Source organism: Roseovarius halotolerans, assembly GCF_900172255.1.
GTDB lineage: Bacteria > Pseudomonadota > Alphaproteobacteria > Rhodobacterales > Rhodobacteraceae > Roseovarius > Roseovarius halotolerans.
In genome coordinates this window covers 419903-443401 of sequence record NZ_FWFU01000002.1, presented here as the reverse complement: position 1 = coordinate 443401, position 23499 = coordinate 419903, and the positions used below count along the sequence as shown (strand labels likewise).

Here is a 23499-nt window from a genome sequence, read left to right as displayed (position 1 = left end):
CGCGGCACCTAGCGAAGTGATCGCCCCTTCAGGATCGCCTGCGCACCGAACCTTGCGCGAATCCGATCCGTCGCCCGTTCGGCCTGCCCGCGACGCACCGCCTCGGGGTCCAGCAGGTCCCCCGAGAGATCCGCGCCAGCCTCATTGACCAGCTCCGACAGGCCCACCCCGATCAACCGGTAAGGCGCCTGGCTTTCAACCTGATCGAGCAAGGCGCGCACGCTGCGATAGATCATGTCCGCCATCTGCGTTGCGTCCCGCAACGCGATGCGCCGGGTTAACAATGCATGGTCCGCGCGCTTCAGCTTGAGCGTCACCACACGACCCGCGAGGGCGCGCGCCTTGGCGCGGTCCGAGACCTTCTCGGAGAGCCGCCACAGATGCCCGTCAAGGATATCGCAATCGCCGGTATCCTCAGGAAAAGTAGTCTCGTTCGAGATCGACTTGACCGGTGTGTTGGCCGCGATGCGGCGCGGGTCCTGGCCGCGGGCGAGATGCCATAACCGCTCGCCCGTCGCGCCGAAACGCGCGCTCAGGTCGCGGCGGTCCCATCGCAGAAGATCGGCGAATATGCGGATGCCCGCGCTTTCCAATGCGGTTCGGGTCGCGTCTCCGACTCCCCAGATCAGGCTGACGGGACGGTCGCGAAGAAAGGCGTCGGTCTCGGCCTTGCCGATCAGTGAGAAGCCGTTCGGCTTATCCAGATCCGAGGCCACCTTTGCCAAAAACTTGTTATAAGACAAACCGATAGACCCGGTTACGCCCAACTCGTCGCGCATGCGTTTGACCAGTCTGGCCAGCATTACGGCGGGTGGGGCGCCGTGCAGGCGGGCGGTGCCGGAGAGGTCCATGAACGCTTCGTCCAGCGACAGCGGCTCGACCATCGGCGTGAGCTCTTCCATCAGGGCGCGGATCTGGCGCGAGACCTCTGAATATAGCTCCATCCGGGGTTTCAGAACCACCGCATCGGGGCACAGATCAAGCGCCTTGAACATCGGCATGGCCGAGCGAACGCCGCGAATTCTTGCTATATAACAAGCAGTTGACACCACGCCACGCCGTCCGCCGCCGATGATCACAGGCAATCCCGCCAGCGCCGGGTTCTCGCGTTTCTCGACGCTGGCATAAAAGGCGTCGCAATCCATGTGGGCGATGGAAAGTTCGCCAAGTTCGGCATGGGAAACCGTGCGCGGGCTGCGGCAGTCAGGGCAGCGCGCGCCGCTTTCGAATGTGGTCATGCAGTCGCGACAGAGAGCAGGCATCCGGGCCTCTGGATCTGTACGAAACGGACGTTTTGTACGCCGCTATTGTACGCAATTCGGGCGCGCCGGAAAGAGTTTGGTACAGATACCCTTCCTGCCCGCTTCATCTTGCCTCAAATACTCATGCGAGCGGGTTCAGCCGGGCAGTTCGTCAAGGATCGCGCGGGCGGCGCGGGCGGGGTCGGGGTCGGCCCAGATCGGACGTCCGACGACGATGTGATCGGCGCCATCCGCGATTGCCTGCGCCGGGGTCGCCACGCGTTTCTGGTCGCCGAGGTCGGACCCGGCGGGGCGCACGCCCGGCGTCACGATCAGGCGGCTCTCCGATTCGGGCAGGGCGCGGATCATGGCGGCCTCTTGCGGCGAGGCGATGACACCATCGGCCCCGGCCTCGAAAGCGCGCGCGGCGCGTTCGGCGACAAGGTCGGGGACGAGGCCCGGACGCATCAGGCCGGCATCGAGATCGTCGCGGTCGAGCGATGTGAGGATCGTCACTGCCAGAATCTTCATGTTGCTGCCCGACGCGCCCTCTCGCGCGGCGCGCACGACATGCGGGTCGCCATGCACGGTCAGGAAATCGAGATCGAACTGCGCCAGCCCGCGCACCGCCTTTTCCACTGTCGCGCCGATATCAAAGAGCTTCATGTCCAAAAAGATGCGCTTGCCATGTTCCTGCTTGAGCTCATTGGCCAGTCCCAGACCGCCACCGGTCAGCATCCCGAGGCCGATCTTGTAGAAGGACACGTCCTGCCCCAGCATCTCGCTGAGCTTGAGCGCCTGAAGCGCGTCGGGAACATCGAGGGCGACAATCAGGCGGTCATCGGACATGGTGCGGGCCTCTGGTTGTTGGGTCATGGGCGTGGATAGCGCCCTTGTCGCGGCGCTTTGTGCTGTCGTCAAGTCCGGCGGAGGTTTTGGCGCAAAGCACTTGAAGATCGCGCGCGCGTTACCCATTTCGATTAGCGAGGTTCCCGACAGCCGTATGCCTGCAAGAGGGTGCGCAACCGGGGTAACGCTTGTGAAAAAAGGAGACAGACCATGGACTTGAACAAGTTCACGGAGCGGTCGCGCGGATTCATCCAGGCCGCGCAGACGATCGCGATGCGGGAGAGCCACCAGAAACTGGCGCCCGAACATATTCTCAAGGCATTGATGGACGACAGCGAGGGGCTGGCAAGCAACCTCATCAAGCGCGCCGGGGGCGAACCCGCGCGTGTCGTGCAGGCGCTTGACCTGGCGCTGGGAAAGATCCCGCAGGTGAGCGGCGATGCCGGGCAGACCTATATGGACCAGCAGACCGGCAAGGTTCTGGCCGAGGCCGAGAAGCTGGCCCAGAAGGCGGGTGACAGTTTCGTGCCTGTCGAGCGGATGCTGACCGCGCTGGCGATCGTCAAGTCGCCCGCCAAGGACGCGCTGGAGCAGGGCAAGATCACCGCGCAGAAGCTGAACGAGGCGATCAACGACCTGCGCAAGGGTCGCACCGCCGACAGCGCCAGCGCCGAGGACACCTATGAGGCGCTGGAGAAATACGCCCATGACCTGACCAAGGCCGCCGAAGAGGGCAAGATCGACCCGATCATCGGGCGCGACGACGAAATCCGCCGCGCCATGCAGGTGTTGAGCCGCCGGACCAAGAACAACCCGGTGCTGATCGGCGAACCCGGCGTCGGCAAGACCGCCATCGCCGAGGGTCTGGCCCTGCGTATCGTCAATGGCGACGTACCCGAGAGCCTTCAGAACAAGCGCCTGCTGGCGCTGGACATGGGCGCGCTGATTGCCGGTGCGAAATACCGGGGCGAGTTCGAGGAACGCCTGAAGGCGGTTCTGAACGAGGTGACATCGGCCGCCGGTGAAATCATCCTGTTCATCGACGAGATGCACACGCTGGTGGGCGCGGGCAAGGCCGATGGCGCGATGGATGCCGCGAACCTGATCAAGCCCGCGCTGGCGCGCGGTGAATTGCACTGCATCGGGGCGACCACGCTGGATGAATACCGCAAGCATGTGGAAAAGGACGCCGCGCTGGCGCGCCGTTTCCAGCCGCTGGTGATTTCCGAACCCACGGTCGACGACACGATCTCGATCCTGCGGGGCATCAAGGAAAAATACGAGCTGCACCACGGTGTGCGGATCTCGGACTCGGCGCTGGTGGCGGCGGCGACGCTGTCCAACCGCTATATCACCGACCGGTTCCTGCCCGACAAGGCGATCGACCTGATGGACGAGGCCGCGAGCCGCCTGCGCATGGAAGTGGATTCCAAGCCCGAGGAGCTGGACGCGCTGGATCGTGACATCCTGCAAAAGCAGATCGAGGCCGAGGCGCTGCGCAAGGAAGATGACAGCGCCAGCAAGGATCGCCTGGAGAAGCTGGAAAAAGAGCTGGCCGATTTGCAGGAGAAATCCGCCGAGATGACCGCGCAATGGCAGGCCGAGCGTGACAAGCTGGCCAGCGCGCGCGATCTCAAGGAGCAGCTGGACCGCGCCCGCATCGAGCTGGACCATGCCAAGCGCGAAGGCAACCTGACTCGCGCGGGCGAGCTTTCCTACGGTGTCATTCCGCAGCTTGAAAAGCAGCTGTCCGAGGCCGAGAAGGCCGAGGACGAAAGCGGCGTGATGGTCGAAGAAGCGGTGCGCCCCGAGCAGATCGCACAGGTGGTCGAGCGCTGGACCGGGATTCCCACGGCCAAGATGCTGGAAGGCGAGCGCGAGAAGCTGTTGTCGATGGAAGACAACCTGCATGCCCGCGTGATCGGTCAGGATCAGGCCGTCAAGGCCGTGGCCAATGCCGTGCGCCGCGCGCGTGCCGGCCTGAACGACGAGAACCGCCCGCTGGGGTCGTTCCTGTTCCTCGGGCCGACGGGCGTCGGCAAGACCGAGCTGACCAAGGCTGTTGCCGAGTTCCTGTTCGACGATGACAGCGCGATGGTGCGCATCGACATGTCGGAGTTCATGGAGAAGCATTCGGTCGCCCGCCTGATCGGCGCGCCTCCGGGTTACGTGGGCTATGACGAAGGCGGCGTGCTGACCGAGGCTGTGCGCCGGCGCCCGTATCAGGTGGTGCTGTTCGATGAGGTCGAAAAGGCGCATCCCGAGGTGTTCAACGTGCTGTTGCAGGTGCTTGACGACGGTGTGCTGACCGATGGTCAGGGCCGCACCGTGGATTTCAAGCAGACGCTGATCATCCTGACGTCGAACCTCGGCAGCCAGGCATTGAGCCAGATGCCCGAGGGCGCGGATGCCGCCGATGCCAAGCGCGACGTGATGGACGCGGTGCGTGCGCATTTCCGGCCCGAGTTCCTGAACCGTCTCGACGAGATCGTGATCTTCGACAGGCTGACGCGCGACCAGATGGACGGCATCGTGGATATCCAGATGCGCCGGTTGCTCAAGCGGCTGGCCGGGCGCAAGATCTCGCTGGAGCTGGACGAGGCGGCGCATAAATGGCTGGCCGATCAGGGTTATGACCCGGTCTATGGCGCGCGCCCGCTCAAGCGGGTGATCCAGAAGGCGTTGCAGGACCCGCTGGCCGAGGCGCTTTTGGCCGGCGAGATCAAGGACGGCGAGACGGTGCCGGTCAGTGCCGGCGCCGATGGCCTGATCATCGGGCAGCGGCTTGGCAGTTCCGACCGCCAGCCGCCCGAGGATGCGGTCGTTCACTGATCGCGACGCCCTGCACGGGCATAGCGGCCCCCGGAGCGATCCGGGGGCCGTATTGTTTCCTGAGGACGGGCAATCTGGTTGCTTTCTTGACCAATGACGCAAGAATGTCCAATGGTCGGGCAGTGATCGAGAGGGTGGTATGAGTGAACAGAACCTGGAGCGTCCCGAGCTGACCTTCTCGCCCGAGGTGGCCGACTGGGTGCGCGAGCATTACGCGGCGGCGCGGGTCATTCTGGAATATGGCAGCGGCGGGTCGACGGTGCTGGCCTCGGAAATGCCGGGCAAGACGATCTTTTCGGTCGAGAACGACCGGCGCTGGCTGCGCGCGATGCAGGCCTATCTTGATCAGGCGGGAACGCAGTCGCCGGTGCATCTGCACCTAGCGGGGGTCGGCAAGACCCGCAAATGGGGTCATCCCGTCGATAATTCGCGTTTCCGGCGCTATCATCTCTATCCGCTCGAGATCTGGGATCATCCCGATTTCGTCCATCCCGACCTTGTGCTCATCGACGGGCGGTTTCGCGAGGCGTGTTTCTATGCCGCCATGCTGCGCTGCACCAAGAATACGGTCGTGCTGTTCGACGACTATGTGAACCGGCCGAAATACCACCGCGTCGAGACGTTCATCGAGCCGGTCGAGACGCGCGGGCGCATGGCGAAGTTCGAGCTGCGCAAGAAGGCGTTGCCGCGCGAGGGGCTGACGCAGATCGTCGGGGCGTTTTCGAATGCGTTCTGAGGGTGCGCGGCGGCTGGATAGGATGCGCCAAACTGTGCTAATGGCAACGGCGCCGCAAGGTAGGGTAGCGAGGAGAGGTGGCCCGGAATGATGATTTCGCACAGCCGCAAGTTTGTTTTCGTCAAGACGAAGAAGACCGCGGGTACCTCGATCGAATGTGCGCTGGCGCCGTTTCTCGAACCGGGCGACCTGACCTCGCCGCTGGTGGAACACGAGCCCGGCATACGGAGATATTCAAAGGAATTCGTCCGTATCCTGCGCGAAAAGGACGCCACATTGAGGGCGCGAAATCCGCATCTGCCCTACAGTGTCGTGGCGGATCATTTCGCAAAGGAGACCAAGGGATATTTCCGCTTCTGCGTGGAGCGCAACCCGTGGGACAAGGCGATTTCGGCCTTCTTCTTCTGGATTTCGCGGCATGGCCACGACACGAGCAAGACCGAGGAGGAGAACTTCCTGGCCTTCGCCGAGAGCGAAAGGCTGGGTTTCTTCTCGGACTACGATCTCTACATGAAAAAGGACAAGCCCCAGGTCGACCGCGTTCTGCGCTATGAGAACCTGGCAGAGGAGTTTTCGCAGGTCACGGACAAACTGGGCCTGCCCGAGATTTCCATCGGCAGCGTCCGCGCCAAAGGCGATATCCGGCCCAGGGAATCGCGCAAGCTGCAGCGCTTCTATGGTGCCGATCTGGACAATGGCGCCGCCAAGCGGGTGGAGGCGGTCTTTGCGCGCGAGATCGCGTATTTCGGATACACCACCCCCGAACCGGCCTGAACGCGCGGGGAAAGGGCCGCGCGCTGGCGAAAAGGTTGCAGGCAGATTGACAGATGTAGTGGCCTATCGGCTATACCGACGCAACAAAATGCCCCGCGCGCCGCTGTCCTCTTGCGCAGGCCGCCGGAAACCAGAGGGTGCAAGGGATCAGTATGAAGCGCCACGGCCCTCTCTTTGCCGGGTGGAACGCGGCGTGGGTAAATGTAGCATTCAAGGCAGGGGCAACCGGTGTCGAAGCCAGTCATTTATGAATTGAACGGCGTGAGCCTGCCGCATGACGACGCGATCATCACGCCGCAGGTCGCGGCATCACTGAAGCGCGGCAATTATGAGCGGGCCGAGGTTCTGGCCACGCCGAAATTCCTGGAACCCGAGGATCGCGTTCTGGAGCTTGGGGCGGGGCTTGGTTACATCTCGTCCTATGCGGCCAAGGTCATCGGCGTGTCGCATGTGACCTGCGTCGAGGCGAATCCGAAACTGGCGGACTATATCCGCGGCGTTCATGAAATGCAGGGGCTCGAGAATACCGAGGTGCGCAATTGCGTCGCCCTTCCGGGGGGTGCGAAACTGAACCCCGATAAAACGATGCCCTTCTATATCCGCGAGCCGTTCTGGTCCTCCTCTCTGGATCCGGGCCGGGATGCCATTGCCGTGGAAAACATCGCGCAGGAATACCTTTCGGACCTGATCAAGGATGCCGGCGCCACGGCGCTGATCGTGGATATCGAAGGCGGCGAACGCGATCTTTTCAAGGGCGGCGATCTGGGCAGCGTGCGCAAGATCTATGTCGAGCTGCACACCCGCTATATCCGGCCCAAGGGGATCAAGGCCTGCTTTGACGCCCTGTCCGAACATGGGTTCTATTACGACCAGCGCGTGTCGCATGGCGGTGTCGTCCTGTTCCGCAAGCTGTGAACGGCGCGGCACCCGAAAAAAGGAAGACCACGATGGCGCTTTACGATGTCGCAAGCCTCTGGATCGGGGACGAGCTGAGCTGGATGGAGCAGATCTGCCTGATGTCCTTTCTGGAGCATGGGCATCGCACTGTGCTTTATGTCTATGACGACGTGAAATCCGTGCCCGAAGGCGTCGAAATCCGCGATGCGCGCGAAGTCATGCCGACCGATCAGATCATCTATCACGTCAACACCGGCAGCCCCGCGTTTCATTCGGACGTGTTTCGCCTCAGAATGCTGGCGCAGACGGATTTCCTGTGGATCGATACCGATGCCTATTGCCTCAAGCCATTCGAGAAACAGCCGCACGGGTTCTTTTACGGATGGGGCACCGACAAGCGGCGCATTATCTGTTCCGGGGTTCTGGGCCTGCCCGACGGGTCCGAGACCCTGCGGGCGATGCTGGACCTGACGAAGGACGAATATCCCATTCCCCCCTGGCTACCGGAGGCGCGGCAGGCAGAGCTGCGCGCGCTGAAAGCGGCCGGAAAAGGCGTGCATATGTCGCTCATGCAATGGGGCGTTTGCGGACCCGAGGCGCTGCATTTCTTCGCGCATGAAACGGGCGAGGTGAAACATGCGTTCGACGGGCCGGTGCTGTATCCGGTGCCTTTTGCAGGTACACGCGCGTTTCACCGCCGTCACCTGAAGCAGAGCGTGCTGAATTCGATCACCGACGAGACGCTGTCGGTGCATTTCTATGGCCGGCGCTTTCGCAACATATTCGCACAGAGCGGCGGGCTGCCGCCCGAAGGATCCTATGCTGACGATCTTTGCAAGCGCCACGGGGTGGACCCGGCGCAAACCGCGCACCTTTTCAAGCTGAAGGTGCCCGGACAACCCGGAGCGGAGCAGGACGCCGGGTGATCCACTGAGCGCGTCGCGCGATCACGGCTTTGAAGGCCCGCGGGGATGGGGTAGGCTTTCAGGGACGTTTGGTAAATCAAGCTGCCATCGACCCGACGGCGGCCAGGAGCGGATGTACGATTACCCATGAACAAGAACAGTCTGGCCGAGGTCAAGAACGGTCTGCGCGCAGTGGAAATCGTGAAGTCGCGGTTCAAGAGGCTTCCGCGCGGAGTCATCCAGGTCGGGGCCCATAACGGCCGCGAAGTCCCCAGAATGGCACGTTCGGGTGTAGAGAAGGCGGTGTTGATCGACCCGCTGGACGAGACGTTCGGCACGCTGAGCGATCGGGTTGCGGAAGTGGACGGCTATGTCGCGATCCAGGCGCTGATCGGCGACGAGGACGGCAAGCAGGTCACGTTCAACGTGTCCAGCAATACCGGGGAATCCTCGAGTTTCCTGGAACCCAGCGGCCATACCGAGATCAAGCCCGATATTCATTTCGAGGAAAAGCGCGAGATGACATTGCGCTCTCTGGACAGTCTGCTGCCGGAGCACGAGATCGAGTCCGATGGCTATGACATGATGTTTATCGACACGCAGGGCGCGGAAAAACATGTCATTGCCGGAGCGCTGAACAGCTTGAAGTCAATTGATTTCATCTGGGTCGAGGTCAGCATCGGCGGAATATATGATGGTGATATGCCGCTGTCGCGCTTCGTGGTCTTCCTCGAGGCGCTGGGGTTCGAGCTGGGCTTTTGCGAATTGAAGCGTTTCGGCTGGGGCGATGCGCTTTTCGTGCGCCGGTCGGTCTTCATCAATCAGGATGACGACAGCTCTCAGGGCTGATTTTCGAGGCTGTCGAGGGATCTCTCGACGCGGGCGCGAAAATCGGTGCGGGTCGGGAAACGTTCGGCGTGAAGCGCCAGGAGGGCGCGGGCCTTGTCGGCGCTGTCCGGGATCCTGACGACGGCGGAAATCAGGCGTTGCAACAGCCGCGGGCGCAGGGGGGCGAGCGAGACCATTTCGCCCAGCACATCGGCCTCGCCTTCGGGCAGGTCGGCATGTTGAAGCACATCGGCGATGCGGGCGAGCAGCTTCTCGTCAGACCGAAGGATGTTGCGGTTCTGCGCGAACAGCGCGGCCAGTTCCGGCCCCTCGTTCAGCTTGGCCAGCATCCGGGCGGTGGCGAAGACGGCATCCTCGGTCATCGGTCTGCCGTGATATGTGCCAGTGGCCTCGAAATCGGGGATGTAGCTGACCAGCACGTTGGACATGATCCGGGTCACGATGTCGGGCGAGATGTGGCGGTAATCATTGCGGGCCCAGCAGACATCCGGGTTGGTCAGGGTCACGGTCTCGTAGGACGGGAAATAATCCACGTCGGGCTTGCCGGCGACAAAGGCTTCGGCGGCGGCGCGCTGGACGGATTTGGAATAGGTGTTGGCGAGCATCACATCCATGTCCCGGAAGGTGGAGGCCAGAGGCACGGGCGAGACGGTCAGCAGCATCTTGAGCGGCTTTTCGCGATGCGCCTTGAGAAGTGCGTAGATTCCTTCGAGCGCGTCCAGGATATCGTCATAGCCGAGCACGCGGAATTCAAAGCGTTCGGGCTCGGCTTTGCAGATCCGGGGCGGGGGCGCGATGTTGAGGTAGAGATCCAGTTCCCGGTCATACCAGGCCTCGACATAGCCCAGGGTGACGATGACCACATCCGCCAGTGCCACCTCGGCAATCGCATCGAGGTAGCGCGCGCGCATGTCCATGATGTCGGCCAGCGGGAAGGGCAGGCGGACAAGCCCCAGCTGCGGGTCGCAATAGAGGCCGTCGCCGACCGGGTAGATGATCTTGTCGCCGGGGAAGCTGTCGCGCTCGAGCGCCCATTTCAGCTCGTTCAGGATCGAGTGGGCGGTGTATTTGTTGAGAAAGGTGGATGCCTTGCCGACCGACTCGCCGATCGGTCCGAGGTCGGGCTCGCGGCTGAGCACGGTCATGCCGGCGCGGTGCAGCGCCCCTTCGATATTGCGCGCAAAACAGGAGCCGATGGCGAACACGCTGTCCTGCCGGCCGATGGAGAAGCCGGGAGAGACGGCGGGATCGGCCAGCGGGTAGAGCCGTGTGCCGTCGATTTCGGGCGAGGGGTAGCGGCGCAGGTCGTTTTTGCGCGCGGTCGCGAAGGCATCGTCGGAGGTGGCGCTGTGGATCGCGCTGCTTCGGGCCGGACGGGACGATTTCCTTTTCGCCATTGGTAGCCCCTGAGCCTTTCTGCCATGCGCGCCGTCTTGTCGGTAGAGCCGGGGCGCGGCCCTACCGTTTGTCCATCAGGACGAGGGACGATTTGGGGCGGCTGTTGTCGAGAATGGTGATCCGGCCCAGGCGAGCCAGTTCGGCAAGTTCGTCGAACCGCTCGCGCAGGGTGAGGATGACAGCGCCGGTCTTCGTTACCTGCTCTTCAAAGAATGCGCTGTAGGTCGCCACGGGAAAATGGAAGCCGCAGGACAGCAGGCTGACCGCGAGATTGACCTTGCGCAGGTCCGAGAGCGAATCCTTGTGCGGGTTGAGCGTGGTGATCGCCGCGCTGCCCACGCCGTTTGCCTCGAGAAAGGCGCGTGCCTTGGCGAGGTCGGCATATGCTGCGCCTTCGGGCTGAAATCCGAAATGCCGGTGATCGTTCTCTTCGGTGTCGATCAGCACCATGTCGGCGCCGGTGGCCCGGTGGAACAACAGGTCGACGAGCCCGTAGCCGCAGCCGATATCCGCGATACGCTTGGGCGCGAGACGATCCAGAACCGGGCGCATCGCCTCGAATTCGGTTTCGATGACGGAGAATGCACGTTGGGCGATTTCGGGGCCAAGCCGGTCCACCTGCGCTTCGAGAGGGGCGCTGTTGCCGCGCATCCAGGCCTGAATGAGACGCCCCGGACGCGGGATGTCGTAAAGCACCTCGGATCGTTGCAGGATGAGATTGAGTAAATCGCCCCGGGAGAACATCGAGAAATCCAGCGTCTCGTTGCTGTCCGCTTTCGCCTTCGCTTTTCTAACTGCCACGCGCCCACAAACTCCAAACACAGCACCTGTTCTCGTGCCGATCGATGCACGCCCGGTACTTTCTGGGAAAACAGTATGCCCCGCCCTCGATCCCGTCAACGATCCGGGCCGCCTTGCGCCCGTGGTTGCGCCCGAGTGGTGAAAGCCTGCCACATCCGTGCAGGGCGCGGCGGTGGCGCGACCGCGTCAGTGGTCTGTCTGGGCGACCCGTTCGAGGGTTTTGAACCTGTTCTCGTGCAGCCAGGCGCGAAAGCCGGTCCAGTCGGGGCGGGCCTTCAGGTCTTCGATCTTGGCGCGGTGCCAGTCGCAGGCGCGGGCATGAAGCATCGACAGCACCGGATCGGCCAACAGCGCCTCGAGCATCGGGCGCGCACGCTCGGTATGGGGCAGGATGGTCTCGTCGCGGTCGCGATTGACGTTCATGTCCGACCAGTAATGCTCGGCCTGTTCGAGCGCGATATGATTGGTGCGGCCGCGATCGCGTTTCACGAGGAAGCTTTCCAGCGAGCGGACGGAATAGTGGTGCAGCCGCGCGTATTCATGGCTGAATCCGTCCCAGGCGCGCCATCCCACCTGCTCCATCGGCCGCAGGTTGCCGCCGCAATCGGACCAGCGGACATTCCGGGCCGCATCCTCGGGAATGACCTTGGGGCGGTGGGGGTTGAAGCGGTTGAAGGTGCCGTTGTTGCGAAACAGGGTCTTGAAGCCGATGGCGCGGCCATTGGCGGGGTCGTCCTCGGCGTCAGCCAGGAGGAACTGGCGCGTCACCGGCGTGTCGCTATAGGCCTCGACGCCGCCGCAGCCGAACAGCTTCCAGGTCAGGGAAATCGCATCGCAATCGCCGATCCGCGCGAACAGGTCATCAAGCGTTTCAAGCCCGCCGCGCAGGTTGATGAATTCATCAACGTCCATGCATATCAGCCAATCGGCCTGGCGCACCCAAGGGTGAAAGACCGAGCGGCGCAGCGCCTTGTGCTGGGGGGGCGAGCCATCCGAGACCGGGTTGGGCCGGTGGCTGCAGTAGCCCAGCTCATCCAGCCGGTCCGCCATGAGGTCTGTGCCGTCGTCGCAGTCATTGGTGAAGATCACCGCCCCCGTAAAGCCGATGGTCAGGTTGTGGGCGATCCATTCCAGCAGGAACGGCCCCTCGTTCTTCATCGTGGTCATTATGACATGCGGCCCGCCACAGGCGGGGGCGATGGGAAAGGGCGACGGCGCGGTGCTCATTCGGCGGCCTCTCGTTTGAGTTTGCGGAAGGCCGGGGCGACACGGCGCGCGAGCGCCTCATGCCCGCGTTCGATCAGGCTTGTTTCCAGCGATTTGCGATACCAGGGCAGGAGCCGGCGGTCACGAAACATGCTATAGAAGACAGCGGGTGTCAGCGTGCCGTCGATCGCGTGTTGCATCACCGGCTTGAGCAGGTTGGAGCGGCGCAGGAAGACCGGCGAGAAATGCCCGGCAAACCAGGTCTTGAGGAGGATCACGTTATCGCCCTCGAGCCGCTCTACATGGCGGCGGTCGGGTGCGAAGAACGGATCGTAGAACACGTAGGCCTTTTCGATGTCGTCGATCTCGAAGGCGCAGTCGCTATGGGGCAGCGACCAGTCACGCCGCCGCCCTGTCAGGAAGCGTTCTTCCCAGGGCACCAGATTCTCATCAAGTGTGGTCTGGGGGTTGAAGCTGATGACGGTCGCGCCGGGGGCGAGCGAGGCGAATGCCAGCGCCGCGAAACCGCCCATCGAGGTGCCTGTCAGGAATACCTTGCCGAACTGGCGGAAGAACCCGTCGGCTGACAGTTTCTCGAGATAGGCGATCAGCTGCGGGTCGCGATACCAGTCCTTGCGGCGGGCCATGACCGACAGGTGCGAGCAGTCGTTTGCGCGCAGGAACCGATAGGCCCAGGGTTCGCGCTCGGGCGACAGGTCGTTGACGTTCGAGAGGTTATCGAAGGTCACGACAAGGCGGGCGTCGTCGCGGCGGATGCAGGCGACAGCGTGGTGTTTGAGCCGCGTATAGAAGCCTTCCCTGTCGCCGCCGGTGTGGATCTCGGCGAACCAGGGCGGCAGGGACAAGGCGCCCCCGGCGGGCTTGTCGGCCTTGGGATCGGGGGTAGGGGCGTCAGCCTCGGGCGGCGTTTCCGCCTGTGGCGCGGACTGGGATTGCGCCGTGTCCTCGCCGCTGACGGCTGCCAGCAGGCGACCGATTCCGGTGGATTCGGCGCGCAGCGCGTCCAGCCGGGCGATTTCGCGGGCGCAGAGATCGGCCTGTGCCTCTGCGACGCCGGGCAGGTCCAGCAGGGTGCTGGTTTCCCGCGCGATGGCGTCGCCCCAGGCCAAGAGGCCGGGGTCGGGTTCATGCATTGCGGCGAGGCTGTCGAGCTCGGCGGCAAGCGACTCGGGGTCGGGGTGTTTGCGCTCGGGCAGGGAGGCGATACGCAGGATGCAGGTTTCCACGGACGGCGCGGGGAGCTTCAGGATCGCGGCCCTGGTCGTTCCGATCGCGCCCGAGGTCTCGTTCCATGTCAGGCGGCTGAAGGGTGCGGGCATCGTCGCGCCGTCGCCATTGACCCATTTGGGCGCGCCGCCGCCCTGCACCGGGCCGGTGGGTATCTGAGGGCTGCGCGCGCCAAACAGACCCAGCCGCGCCACGCTGCGCAGCGTAAAGCCCGCTGCGGTGCCGGAGGGCAGGGGGGCGCGTTGCGTCGCGCTGTCGAGCACCCCGCCGGGCGCGTGTGCGATCCGGTCACCGGGGCCAAAGAGATGCACCGGCACGCTCAGCACATCGGCGCCGCCGCAGGCACGCATCAGCGATTGCACGGTCTGCGCGCGGCTGTTGATGCGGAAATACTCGTCCTGCGAAAGAAACAGCCCGTAGCCGCCGCTTTCCCCGGCCTCGATCGCGGCAAAGCGCAGGGCCGTGTTGCGGGGTTCCTCGAGGATTTCGGGGTCCGCCGGGACCGAATGGAGGATGATCGCGCCGGACGCCGCCAGAACATCCAGCAGAGGGGTGTTGCCCGCGGATTTCTCGTCGATGAAGATGTGGAAATGGCTGGCACCGATTGCGCGGTGATAGGCGAGCCATTCAAGAAACTCCGAGCGCTCATCGCGCAGAAAACACCCGATGAGCAGTTTTGGGCCGGATGTCATTTGCTCGCTTACCTCTTCGCGTCTGCCCGGATGGGGACCGCTTGTCACTGTTTCCATCCAGTGTATAAATTTTCATTCAGTCGGGAAAGGTTGATTTATGTCGGAATGCGAATGCCCGCAGCGGGGGCTCTTCATCGGGATGAGGAAGGACCAGCTGGGGGCGCGGCTGTTGATGATGCTCAACAGTATCCGGCTGGCCGAGGATTACGGCACCGATTTCCGCATCAACTGGTTCCCGCGCGGCGCGATGGCGCCCAAGCTCGACACGCCTTCGGACCTGTTCGACGAGGCGTTCATCGCGCGGCATTTCATCGAGAACGACGCCTTCGAGGCGCTGGACGATGTAACGCGTCCGATCTGGAGCTTTCTCAACGACCCCGGCCCCGAGAAGCTGGAGGCGCATCTGGCGGGGGGCGGTCATGTCCTGCTGGACGAGGGGTTCGAGATTGTCGAATTCCCCTGGGAGGATGCGGGCGACCTGCGCGGGCGGTTCCGGGGGTTCATCACCAAGATCGGGTTCAACCCGGTGGTGCGCGACCATATCGCCACGATCGAGGCGGCGATGAACCGGGATGGCGGGCGCACCATCGCATATCACATCCGGCGCGGCGACATTCTCAACGAGGACCCCTGGAAGCACAAGGAATGGCCCGCCAAGATCGAGCCGGATGAACTTTACTCGGCGTATCTCGAAAAGAACCCGGATGCCGGGGCGCTGGTGTTCTCGGATCAGGCCGAAAGCATCGAGCGGTTCACCAAGGCGCATCCCAAGGTGGGCAGTATCGACAACCTGGCGGACCTGTCGCAATGCAAGCCGGTGCAGCGCGACTTCCTTGAGCTGTTCGCCATGTCGCGCGCTTCCGAGATCGTGGCGCCGCCGATCAGCGCCTTCAGCCGCGCCGCCGCGCGTCTGAGCGGGCAGGAGCGCAAGTGTTTTCACGAGGTGATGACGCTGGAGGAACGCGAAAACGCCTATGAAAAGGTGTTCGAGCGGTTTCAGGAAGGGCCGGGCGCCTTCATCACCCCGAGCGAGGCGGCGCATGTCTATGTGAAGCTGGTGCGCCGGCTGCAAGAGCAGAACCGCGATCAGGAGGCATGGGATATCGGCCAGGCGATCCTGGACGCGGGTGCCGATAATGCCTTCATGCCGCTGATGCATGCGATCAACGGGCTTTACCTCAGCAAATGGGACGAGGCGCTCAGGCATGTGGAGCAGGCGCTGGCCGATCCCAAGCAGTGGCAGGAGAATTATATCACCGGGCTGGTGGTGCGTGCGCATGTTCTGGGCGCGCTGGGCAAGCGCACGGGCGCGCGCCGCTCGTTCCTGCGCGCCTTCTGGCAGAAGCCCACGCTGCCCGACGTTCTGGTGATCGGCTCGTTCATGATCAAGCGCCAGCGGCTGCGTCCGGGGCGGGTGCTGCCGTTTGACCGCGACACGTTGCTGTTGCTGCCGATGCGCTATCAGCAGACCAATATCGCGCTGCAACAGAACAAGATCCTGCGCCGCCGCGCCGCCGACCTGTCGGTGATCGCGATCGAATGGCCCTGGTTCGCGATGGACGGCAAGACCAGCCGGTTGCTGAATGCGCCCGAGGAACTGGAACAGATGCGCATGCGCCTCGAGGCGCATGAAAGCTGCGTTCCCGGCAGCCTGCCGTTCAGTTTCTGCGCGCTGCTGGATGCGCGGATGGGCAAGCTGGATGCTGCGCTGGCGCGCAACAGCGAGGCGCTGGCACATGCGCCCGACGTGGCGCTGCTGCACAAGCGGCAGGCCGAGATCCTGATGATGCAGGGCGCGCATGAGGCTGCCCTGACCGAGGTCGCGCGCTGCATGGAACTGGCGCCGGACCATGCCTTTTGGCATTTCCTCAAGGGGCTGATCCTGCAAGCGGCGGGGGACGCTGCGCAGGCGCGAGCCTGTTTTGAAACCGCGTCGGCAATGGATGACAGCACCGCCGAACTGCACGCGTATCTGGCCGATTTCTGCCGCGGTGCGGGCGACGATGCAGGCGCGATCGCCGCGCTGGAGCGCGCCGCCGAGATCGCACCGAACCAGCAGCGCTATCGCAACCGGCGCGACCGGTTGTTGAAGAAACAGGCCTGAAACGAGAACGGGCGGCCGAAGCCGCCCGCCCGATGAGTGGCAAGGCGTCGGGCCTTATTCGGGCATGATCACGCCGTCGATCACATGGATCACGCCGTTCGATGCCTCGATATCGGCCTGCACCACATTGGCGCCGTCTACGGTGACGCCGCCTTCGGTCATGATGGTGACTTCGCTGCCTTCCACGGTCGCGGCCATCATGTTGTTGGTCAGATCGCCCGACATCACCTTGCCCGGCACCACATGGTAGGTGAGGATCGCGGTCAGCTGATCCTTGTTCTCGGGCTTGAGCAGCTCTTCGACGGTGCCTTCGGGCAGCGCGGCAAAGGCTTCGTCGGTCGGGGCGAACACGGTGAAGGGGCCTTCGCCCTTCAGCGTTTCGGCAAGGCCGGCGGCCTGAACGGCGGCGACAAGCGTCTCGAACCCATCCGCCTTCACGGCGGTATCGACGATGTCCATCTTGCCGTGGTTGTCGGCTAGGGCAGGGCCTGCCATCAGGGCGGCGGCGGTCAGTGCGAGGTAAGTTCTGCGAAACATGATTGTTCCTCCTTTGCATGTCGTCGTGGCAATGCCGTCATCGACATCACGCAACTGCTACGGGGAATACGGGCGGCCGGTTCAGCGGGGGTTTCCGCCGACCCCGCTTGACGTGAAAGGCGCGCGGCCTAAGCCACGCGCCTTCCTTGTTTCCAGTCAAACTCTTGTGATCGCGCGCGAGGGCGGCGTGATCTATTCCATGCCGATGGCGGCGCGAACGATCCCGTCGAGCAGCGCCTGCACCTTCTGCATTTCGCCTTCGGGGAAGGCGCTGAAACCGATCGTCACCTCGCCCGGCGTATCGGCGCGTTCGGCGATGAAGATCGAATAGGGGCAATGGGCGATGTTCATCGGGTCGGCCTCCATCACCTCGCGCGACACCTTGGCCGAGCAGAAGCTGTAGGCGTCGGCATTGGTGAACAGCACCACATCCGAGCCCACGTCGGCGCGGGTGCGTTCCAGCATCTCGCCCACATGGCTGACATGGTCGATCACCAGCCCTTCGTTGACGATGGCGGTCTCGAGGCCGAAGGCCACGTCATCGAATGACTGGTCGGTGGTATAGCTGACCACCTCCTGAGCGGCGGCGGCCTGTGCGGCGACGATCAGCGTGGCTGCAAGTGTCCAGAGTCTCATGATTGGTGTCCTTCCAAAGTCGTGCGGTCAGGTGGTGACCGGCCGGGATGCCGGACGGTCCATGACGCCACAGTGCTGCCGCCCATGACGCAAATCAAGCGCAACCGCCGGCACGGGGCGAAGAAGCGCCAACAGGCCACGGCAGGCGGAGCTTGCATAAGCGCGGTGGAGACTGCATACAAATCGCGGATTTTCCTTTCGCCGCGTCCGGTGGCCGGGTGAAGCGGGGCGACCCGGCACCGGCGGGGCCGGGCCGCGCAAGGACGGGCATCTGTAAGCGGTAACGATTCATGCGAAAGGAGACACCGGGGACATGACCAAGCGCGCGCTCATCACCGGGATCACGGGGCAGGACGGCTCTTATCTGGCCGAATTCCTGCTTGAAAAGGGCTATGAGGTGCACGGCATCAAGCGCCGCGCCTCGTCCTTCAACACGCAGCGGATCGACGCGATTTACCAGGACCCGCATGACAGCAACCCGCAGATGTTCCTGCATTACGGCGATCTGACCGATACGTCGAACCTGACGCGGATCCTGCGCGCGGTCGAGCCCGACGAGGTCTATAACCTTGGCGCGCAGTCGCATGTGGCGGTCAGTTTCGAGGCGCCCGAATACACCGCCGACGTGGACGCCATTGGCACCTTGCGGATGCTCGAGGCGATCCGCTTTCTGGGGTTGGAAAAGAAGACGCGGTTCTACCAGGCCTCGACATCGGAGCTGTTCGGCAAGGTTGCCGAAAGCCCGCAGACCGAGGCCACGCCGTTTCATCCGCGCAGCCCCTATGGCGTCGCCAAGCTCTATGCGTATTGGATCACGGTGAATTACCGCGAGGCCTATGGGCTTTATGCCTGCAACGGCATCCTGTTCAACCACGAGAGCCCCCGGCGCGGCGAGACCTTCGTGACGCGCAAGGTGACGCGCGGGCTGGCCAATATCGCGCAGGGGCTGGAGAAGTGCCTTTACATGGGCAATATCGACGCGCTGCGCGACTGGGGTCACGCCAAGGATTACGTGCGCATGCAGTGGATGATGCTGCAACAGGAGGCGGCCGAGGATTTCGTGATCGCCACCGGGCAGCAGCATTCGGTGCGCGATTTCATCACCTGGGCGGCGGCCGACCTGGGGATCACGCTGGAGTTTTCGGGCGAGGGCGTGGGCGAGGTGGGCACGGTTGCGGCGATCCAGGGCGACATGGCCCCGGCCGTCAGCGAGGGCGACGTGATTGTGCGGATCGACCCGAAATATTTCCGCCCCGCCGAGGTCGAGACACTGTTGGGCGATGCGAGCATGGCCAAGGACAAGCTGGGCTGGGTGCCCGAGATCAGCGCGCGCGAGATGTGCGCCGAGATGGTGGCCGACGATCTGGCAACGGCGCGGCGTCACGCCTTCCTCAAGGCGAATGGGTATGATCTGCCGGTGTCTCTGGAAAACTGAGCGCGCGGGGAGGCGGGTATGAAATACTATATCGCCGGGCATCGCGGCATGGTTGGGGGCGCGATCCTGCGTCACCTCGAGGCGCGCGCGGCGAAGGGCGAGGCGATCGAGCTGCTGACCCGGACCCATGGCGAGCTGGACCTGACCGATCAGCGCGCGGTGCGCGCCTTCATGCAGGACGCGCGCCCGGATGTGGTGATCCTGGCTGCCGCCAGGGTGGGCGGTATCCATGCGAATGATACCTACCCCGCCGATTTCATCCGCGACAACCTGATGATCGAGTGCAATGTCATCCACGAGGCCTTTGGCGCGGGCGTGCGCCGCCTGTTGCAGCTTGGATCGTCCTGCATCTATCCGCGCGACGCGGCGCAGCCGATGGCGGAAGACGCGCTGCTGACCGGGCCTCTGGAATCCACCAACGAGCCTTACGCCATCGCCAAGATCGCCGGGATCAAGCTCTGCGAAAGTTACAACCGTCAGCATGGCGTCGATTACCGCAGCGTGATGCCCACCAATCTTTACGGCCCCGGCGACAATTTCCACCCCGAGAACAGCCATGTCCTGCCCGCGCTGATGCGCCGTTTTCACGAGGCGCGCGAAGACGGGCGCGATGAGGTGGTGATCTGGGGCAGCGGCACGCCGCGGCGCGAATTCCTGCATGTGGATGACATGGCCGAGGCATCGCTTTTCGTGCTCGATCTCGACGAGGCTGCCTACAGGGCCAATACGAGCCCGATGCTGAGCCATATCAATGTCGGCTGCGGTGAGGATATCAGCATCCTCGATCTGGCGCGGATGGTCGCCCGCGTCACCGGCTTTGACGGGCGTATTACCTGCGATCCCACAAAACCCGACGGCACGCCGCGCAAGCTGATGGATATCACACGTCTTTCCGCGATGGGCTGGCGTGCGCGTATCGGTCTGGAAGAGGGTCTGCGCGAGACCTACGCATGGTTCCTCGATGCCCGCGCCAGGGGTGATGTGCGGGGCTGACCCCTGCATACGTATGTATGCCCGGATTCCGGTTGTAGCCTTGCGTGGAAGGGCTATTTTCGCGCCAGACCAAGCGCGCCCGCGCCCATTCAATGGAGATCCGACCAAATGACTTACGCGATGAACGCCTTGCAGATCCTCGCGTTGCTGTTCGTTCTTGTCCTGGGCCTTGCGATGGCGTTGGCGCTGGCCTTCTATATCCTCGACAAGACGCAGACCGGCGACGCGATCCGGCGGAACTATCCGGTGATCGGGCGGTTCAGGGGGCTGTTCAGCAAGCTGGGCGAATTCTTCCGGCAGTATTTCTTTGCGATGGACCGCGAGGAGATGCCGTTCAACCGTGCGCAACGCGACTGGGTTTATCACGCCGGCAAGGGCAAGGGGAACACGGTGGCCTTCGGTTCGACCCGCAACCTGTCGATTCCCGGCACGCCGATCTTCGTCAACGCCTGTTTCCCTCCGCTCGATGACCAGTTCGCCACGACCGCCCCGATGGAGATCGGGCCGACGGCGGCTGTTCCCTATCGCGCACGGTCGATCTTCAACATTTCCGGCATGAGCTATGGCGCGATTTCGCGCCCTGCGGTCGAGGCGCTGAGCCGGGGTGCGGCACGGGCGGGTATCTGGCTGAACACCGGCGAAGGCGGGCTGTCGCCGTTTCACCTCAAGGGGGGGTGCGACCTGGTCTACCAGATCGGCACGGCGAAATACGGCGTCTGCGACAGCGAGGGCAACCTGGATGACGAGAAGCTGCGCGCGATGGGTGCGAACCCCTATGTAAAGATGTTCGAGCTGAAGCTGGCGCAGGGCGCAAAGCCCGGCAAGGGCGGCATCCTGCCGGGTGAAAAGGTGAATGCCGAGATCGCCATGATCCGCGGTATCCCCGAGGGCAAGGACAGCATCTCGCCCAACCGCCACCGCGAGATCAACGATTTCGCCGAGCTGCTGGATACGGTCGAACATATCCGCATGGTGACGGGCAAGCCTTGCGGGTTCAAGACGGTGATCGGCTCGTCGGATGCCTGGACCGAACTGTTTGAACTGATCAACGCGCGCGGCACCGACTGCGCGCCCGATTTCATCGCCGTGGATGGTGGCGAGGGCGGCACCGGTGCGGCGCCGATGCCGCTGATCGACCTGGTGGGCATGCCGATCCGCGAGGCGCTGCCGCGCATGGTGGACCTGCGCGACCGGCACGGCCTCAAAGAGCGCATCCCGATCGTCGCCAGCGGCAAGCTGGTCAATCCGTCAGACGTGGCCTGGGCGCTTTGCGCGGGCGCCGATTTCGTGACATCGGCGCGCGGCTTCATGTTCGCGCTGGGCTGTATCCAGGCGCTCAAGTGCAATCGCAATACCTGCCCCACCGGGATCACCACCCACGATCCGCGCCTTCAGGCCGGTCTGGTGGTCGAGGACAAGTTCCAGAAGGTCGCCAATTACGCCCGCTCGGTGATCAGCGAGGTCGAGACCATCGCCCATTCCGTTGGCGTGGCTGAACCGCGCCTGATGCGGCGGCGCCATGTGCGGATCGTGCAGGCGGATGGCACCTCGGTTCCGTTCAACAAGATCCGGCCAAGTTACAACGCGGCCACGCCAATGTGACGGGGCGTGTGGGGGCCGGGACGTGACCGGCGATGGGGTCTCTCTATATAGTGAGAGGTGAAACACCCCGAGGAGACCCGCAATGGCCTATCGCTGGAAGAACGACCTGAGCGCACCCGACGCAACGCCCGAAGCGGTCTTCATGAACCGTCGGCAGTGGATGGCGGGAATGGCCGCGGGCGTCGCGCTAACCGGTTTGAGCGGGCGCGCCCGCGCGGCGGGCGAGGACGCGGGCCTTGAGCCCAACAGCTGGGAAGATATCACCACCTACAACAACTACTATGAGTTCGGCACCGGCAAGGATGACCCCGTCAAATATGCCGACCGACTCAGCATCGCCCCCTGGGAGGTGCAGATCGACGGGCTGGTCGACAGGCCCGGCGCATATGCGTTCAAGGACATCATGGCCCGCATGACCATAGAAGAGCGGATCTATCGCTTTCGCTGTGTCGAGGCCTGGTCGATGGTGATTCCGTGGAACGGGTTCGAACTGGCCGACCTGCTGGACATGGCCGGGGTGCAGGCGGGCGCAAAATACGTGGCGTTCGAGACGGTGCTGGACAAGGACGCGATGCCGGGCACGCGTTACCCGGTGCTGGACTGGCCCTATGTGGAGGGGCTGCGCCTTGACGAGGCGATGCATCCGCTGACCATCATGGCGACAGGCATCTACGGGCGGGACATTCCCAAGCAGAACGGCGCGCCGCTCAGGCTGGTGGTGCCGTGGAAATACGGCTTCAAGTCTATCAAGTCGGTGGTGCGCATCACGCTGACCGATTCCGAGCCCCCGACAAGCTGGAATAAGGCCAACCCGCGCGAATACGGATTCTACAGCAATGTGAATCCCGAGGTGGATCATCCCCGCTGGAGTCAGGCGACCGAGCGCAGGGTCGGCGGCGGGATCTTTTCGCCCCGCATCGAGACACCGATGTTCAACGGCTATGGCGAAGATGTGGCCGGGCTTTATGACGGCATGGATCTGACCCGGTTCTTCTGATGATTGCTGCGCGCATAAATGCCCTGGCGCGGCGGGTTCCCACAGCGGCCATATATATACTGTGTGCGCTGCCGGTTCCTGTGCTCTTCTATATGGGCGCGACTGGCGGCCTTGGCCCGGAGCCGATCAAGGCGCTGGAACAGGAGCTGGGCAAGATCGCGCTTCAGCTTCTGGTGGCCGGGCTGGCGATCACGCCGCTGCGGCGCCACGCGGGAATCAACCTGCTGAGGTTCCGCCGCGCGCTGGGCCTGATGGCGTTCTTTCATGTGGTCGTGCATCTGCTGGTCTGGGCGGTGCTCGATGTGCAGATCGTGGCGCAGATCTGGGCCGACATTCTCAAGCGTCCCTATGTGACGGTCGGCATGGCGGCGTTCGTGCTGATGATTCCCCTGGCGCTGACGTCGAATGACCGCGCGCTGCGCCGACTCGGGCCGCGCTGGCGGGTGCTGCACCGGCTGACCTATGGAGTCGCGGTGCTGGGCGCGATTCACTTTCTGTGGCTGACCAAGGGCTTTCAGATCGAGCCGCTCGCCTATCTGGCGGCGATTCTGGGGTTGCTGGCGCTGCGGATTCGCCGCCTGCCCATGAAAAAGGCGGTTGGTCAGGGGTCGTGACCGCATTTTCGGCGCGAATCTGATCGCCCCCTGGCTCCGATTCACCCCCGACGGGGCGGAATCGGGGGTGTGACCGGGGGTCGGCGAGGAACTTTTCGGGAAATTTCGAGTCGGACGAGGAGAATCCCGGCCGATTCACCCCCTGAATCGCGA

20 protein-coding genes are annotated in these 23499 nt (G+C 63.6%); 12 read left to right on the top strand and 8 right to left on the bottom strand.

Annotated elements, in window-relative coordinates; all coding sequences use genetic code 11:
- Positions 1 to 8: 8 nt before the first annotated feature.
- Both ROH8110_RS09160 and pyrF read right to left on the bottom strand, forming a co-directional pair.
- Positions 9 to 1262, bottom strand: coding sequence for a DNA polymerase IV (locus ROH8110_RS09160; RefSeq protein ID WP_085817448.1), 1254 nt, complete (start codon positions 1260 to 1262; stop codon positions 9 to 11).
- Positions 1263 to 1397: 135 nt separating this feature from the next.
- Positions 1398 to 2117 carry an orotidine-5'-phosphate decarboxylase gene (gene pyrF / locus ROH8110_RS09155; RefSeq protein ID WP_170156486.1) on the bottom strand — a complete coding sequence of 240 codons (720 nt, stop codon included), beginning with the start codon at positions 2115 to 2117 and terminating at the stop codon, positions 1398 to 1400.
- A gap of 183 nt (positions 2118 to 2300) precedes the next feature.
- On the opposite strand from pyrF, the gene clpB reads away from it, so the two are divergent.
- The 6 genes from clpB (at position 2301) to ROH8110_RS09125 (ending at position 9083) form a co-directional block, all read left to right on the top strand.
- Positions 2301 to 4922 carry an ATP-dependent chaperone ClpB gene (gene clpB / locus ROH8110_RS09150; protein ID WP_085817446.1) on the top strand — a complete coding sequence of 874 codons (2622 nt, stop codon included), beginning with the start codon at positions 2301 to 2303 and terminating at the stop codon, positions 4920 to 4922.
- Between the two features lie 139 nt (positions 4923 to 5061).
- Positions 5062 to 5658, top strand: a complete 597-nt coding sequence (locus ROH8110_RS09145; protein WP_085817445.1) for a hypothetical protein — start codon at positions 5062 to 5064, stop codon at positions 5656 to 5658.
- Positions 5659 to 5745: 87 nt separating this feature from the next.
- Positions 5746 to 6432 carry a sulfotransferase family 2 domain-containing protein gene (locus ROH8110_RS09140; protein ID WP_121143675.1) on the top strand — a complete coding sequence of 229 codons (687 nt, stop codon included), beginning with the start codon at positions 5746 to 5748 and terminating at the stop codon, positions 6430 to 6432.
- A 228-nt stretch (positions 6433 to 6660) separates the two neighbouring features.
- Positions 6661 to 7347 carry a class I SAM-dependent methyltransferase gene (locus ROH8110_RS09135; protein ID WP_085817443.1) on the top strand — a complete coding sequence of 229 codons (687 nt, stop codon included), beginning with the start codon at positions 6661 to 6663 and terminating at the stop codon, positions 7345 to 7347.
- A gap of 32 nt (positions 7348 to 7379) precedes the next feature.
- On the top strand, positions 7380 to 8255 hold the full coding sequence (locus ROH8110_RS09130) for a Rossmann-fold NAD(P)-binding domain-containing protein (protein ID WP_139837397.1): 876 nt from the start codon (positions 7380 to 7382) through the stop codon (positions 8253 to 8255).
- Between the two features lie 126 nt (positions 8256 to 8381).
- Positions 8382 to 9083, top strand: coding sequence for an FkbM family methyltransferase (locus ROH8110_RS09125; protein ID WP_085817441.1), 702 nt, complete (start codon positions 8382 to 8384; stop codon positions 9081 to 9083).
- Here the strand turns inward: ROH8110_RS09125 and ROH8110_RS09120 are convergent.
- From ROH8110_RS09120 to ROH8110_RS09105, 4 genes are all read right to left on the bottom strand, one after another.
- Entirely contained in the window at positions 9074 to 10480 is a 1407-nt protein-coding gene (locus ROH8110_RS09120) for a GSCFA domain-containing protein (RefSeq protein WP_085817440.1), read from the bottom strand. The genes ROH8110_RS09125 and ROH8110_RS09120 overlap by 10 nt on opposite strands.
- 61 nt (positions 10481 to 10541) lie before the next feature.
- Entirely contained in the window at positions 10542 to 11282 is a 741-nt protein-coding gene (locus ROH8110_RS09115) for a class I SAM-dependent methyltransferase (protein WP_121143676.1), read from the bottom strand.
- Positions 11283 to 11468: 186 nt separating this feature from the next.
- Positions 11469 to 12509 carry a glycosyltransferase family 2 protein gene (locus ROH8110_RS09110; RefSeq protein WP_085817438.1) on the bottom strand — a complete coding sequence of 347 codons (1041 nt, stop codon included), beginning with the start codon at positions 12507 to 12509 and terminating at the stop codon, positions 11469 to 11471.
- A complete protein-coding gene (locus ROH8110_RS09105; RefSeq protein ID WP_085817437.1) occupies positions 12506 to 14428 on the bottom strand; it encodes a glycosyltransferase family 92 protein in 1923 nt (640 codons plus the stop codon). The genes ROH8110_RS09110 and ROH8110_RS09105 overlap by 4 nt, the downstream gene beginning before the upstream one ends.
- Positions 14429 to 14567: 139 nt before the next feature.
- Here ROH8110_RS09105 and ROH8110_RS09100 point away from each other — a divergent pair, with 139 nt between their 5' ends.
- Complete coding sequence (locus ROH8110_RS09100) at positions 14568 to 16532, top strand: tetratricopeptide repeat protein (RefSeq protein WP_170156487.1); 1965 nt, start codon at positions 14568 to 14570, stop codon at positions 16530 to 16532.
- Between the two features lie 54 nt (positions 16533 to 16586).
- On the opposite strand, the gene ROH8110_RS09095 is transcribed toward ROH8110_RS09100, so the two are convergent.
- Positions 16587 to 17069 (bottom strand): fasciclin domain-containing protein, encoded by a 483-nt coding sequence (locus tag ROH8110_RS09095; RefSeq protein WP_085817435.1) that lies wholly within the window; start codon positions 17067 to 17069, stop codon positions 16587 to 16589.
- Positions 17070 to 17261: 192 nt separating this feature from the next.
- Positions 17262 to 17705 (bottom strand): DUF302 domain-containing protein, encoded by a 444-nt coding sequence (locus ROH8110_RS09090; protein WP_085817434.1) that lies wholly within the window; start codon positions 17703 to 17705, stop codon positions 17262 to 17264.
- Between the two features lie 313 nt (positions 17706 to 18018).
- On the opposite strand from ROH8110_RS09090, the gene gmd reads away from it, so the two are divergent.
- The 5 genes from gmd (at position 18019) to msrQ (ending at position 23346) form a co-directional block, all read left to right on the top strand.
- Positions 18019 to 19140, top strand: a complete 1122-nt coding sequence (gmd, locus tag ROH8110_RS09085) for a GDP-mannose 4,6-dehydratase (protein ID WP_085817433.1) — start codon at positions 18019 to 18021, stop codon at positions 19138 to 19140.
- A gap of 18 nt (positions 19141 to 19158) precedes the next feature.
- Positions 19159 to 20133 (top strand): GDP-L-fucose synthase, encoded by a 975-nt coding sequence (gene fcl, locus ROH8110_RS09080; protein WP_085817432.1) that lies wholly within the window; start codon positions 19159 to 19161, stop codon positions 20131 to 20133.
- 108 nt (positions 20134 to 20241) lie between these two features.
- Entirely contained in the window at positions 20242 to 21735 is a 1494-nt protein-coding gene (locus tag ROH8110_RS09075; protein WP_085817431.1) for an FMN-binding glutamate synthase family protein, read from the top strand.
- An 82-nt stretch (positions 21736 to 21817) separates the two neighbouring features.
- On the top strand, positions 21818 to 22732 hold the full coding sequence (gene msrP, locus ROH8110_RS09070) for a protein-methionine-sulfoxide reductase catalytic subunit MsrP (RefSeq protein ID WP_085817430.1): 915 nt from the start codon (positions 21818 to 21820) through the stop codon (positions 22730 to 22732).
- Entirely contained in the window at positions 22732 to 23346 is a 615-nt protein-coding gene (msrQ, locus tag ROH8110_RS09065) for a protein-methionine-sulfoxide reductase heme-binding subunit MsrQ (protein WP_085817429.1), read from the top strand. Before msrP ends, msrQ begins: the two co-directional genes overlap by 1 nt.
- Positions 23347 to 23499 lie beyond the last annotated feature (153 nt).

Coding starts and splice junctions, on each gene's coding strand:
- ROH8110_RS09130 (WP_139837397.1), top strand. CDS start 7,380: ATGGCGCTTTACGATGTCGCAAGCCTCTGGATCGGGGACGAGCTGAGC.
- msrP (WP_085817430.1), top strand. CDS start 21,818: ATGGCCTATCGCTGGAAGAACGACCTGAGCGCACCCGACGCAACGCCC.
- ROH8110_RS09120 (WP_085817440.1), bottom strand. CDS start 10,480: ATGGCGAAAAGGAAATCGTCCCGTCCGGCCCGAAGCAGCGCGATCCAC.
- clpB (WP_085817446.1), top strand. CDS start 2,301: ATGGACTTGAACAAGTTCACGGAGCGGTCGCGCGGATTCATCCAGGCC.
- ROH8110_RS09140 (WP_121143675.1), top strand. CDS start 5,746: ATGATGATTTCGCACAGCCGCAAGTTTGTTTTCGTCAAGACGAAGAAG.
- gmd (WP_085817433.1), top strand. CDS start 18,019: ATGACCAAGCGCGCGCTCATCACCGGGATCACGGGGCAGGACGGCTCT.
- ROH8110_RS09160 (WP_085817448.1), bottom strand. CDS start 1,262: ATGCCTGCTCTCTGTCGCGACTGCATGACCACATTCGAAAGCGGCGCG.
- ROH8110_RS09095 (WP_085817435.1), bottom strand. CDS start 17,069: ATGTTTCGCAGAACTTACCTCGCACTGACCGCCGCCGCCCTGATGGCA.
- ROH8110_RS09090 (WP_085817434.1), bottom strand. CDS start 17,705: ATGAGACTCTGGACACTTGCAGCCACGCTGATCGTCGCCGCACAGGCC.
- ROH8110_RS09125 (WP_085817441.1), top strand. CDS start 8,382: ATGAACAAGAACAGTCTGGCCGAGGTCAAGAACGGTCTGCGCGCAGTG.
- ROH8110_RS09110 (WP_085817438.1), bottom strand. CDS start 12,509: ATGAGCACCGCGCCGTCGCCCTTTCCCATCGCCCCCGCCTGTGGCGGG.
- ROH8110_RS09105 (WP_085817437.1), bottom strand. CDS start 14,428: ATGACATCCGGCCCAAAACTGCTCATCGGGTGTTTTCTGCGCGATGAG.
- ROH8110_RS09100 (WP_170156487.1), top strand. CDS start 14,568: ATGAGGAAGGACCAGCTGGGGGCGCGGCTGTTGATGATGCTCAACAGT.
- msrQ (WP_085817429.1), top strand. CDS start 22,732: ATGATTGCTGCGCGCATAAATGCCCTGGCGCGGCGGGTTCCCACAGCG.
- fcl (WP_085817432.1), top strand. CDS start 19,159: ATGAAATACTATATCGCCGGGCATCGCGGCATGGTTGGGGGCGCGATC.
- ROH8110_RS09075 (WP_085817431.1), top strand. CDS start 20,242: ATGACTTACGCGATGAACGCCTTGCAGATCCTCGCGTTGCTGTTCGTT.
- pyrF (WP_170156486.1), bottom strand. CDS start 2,117: ATGACCCAACAACCAGAGGCCCGCACCATGTCCGATGACCGCCTGATT.
- ROH8110_RS09145 (WP_085817445.1), top strand. CDS start 5,062: ATGAGTGAACAGAACCTGGAGCGTCCCGAGCTGACCTTCTCGCCCGAG.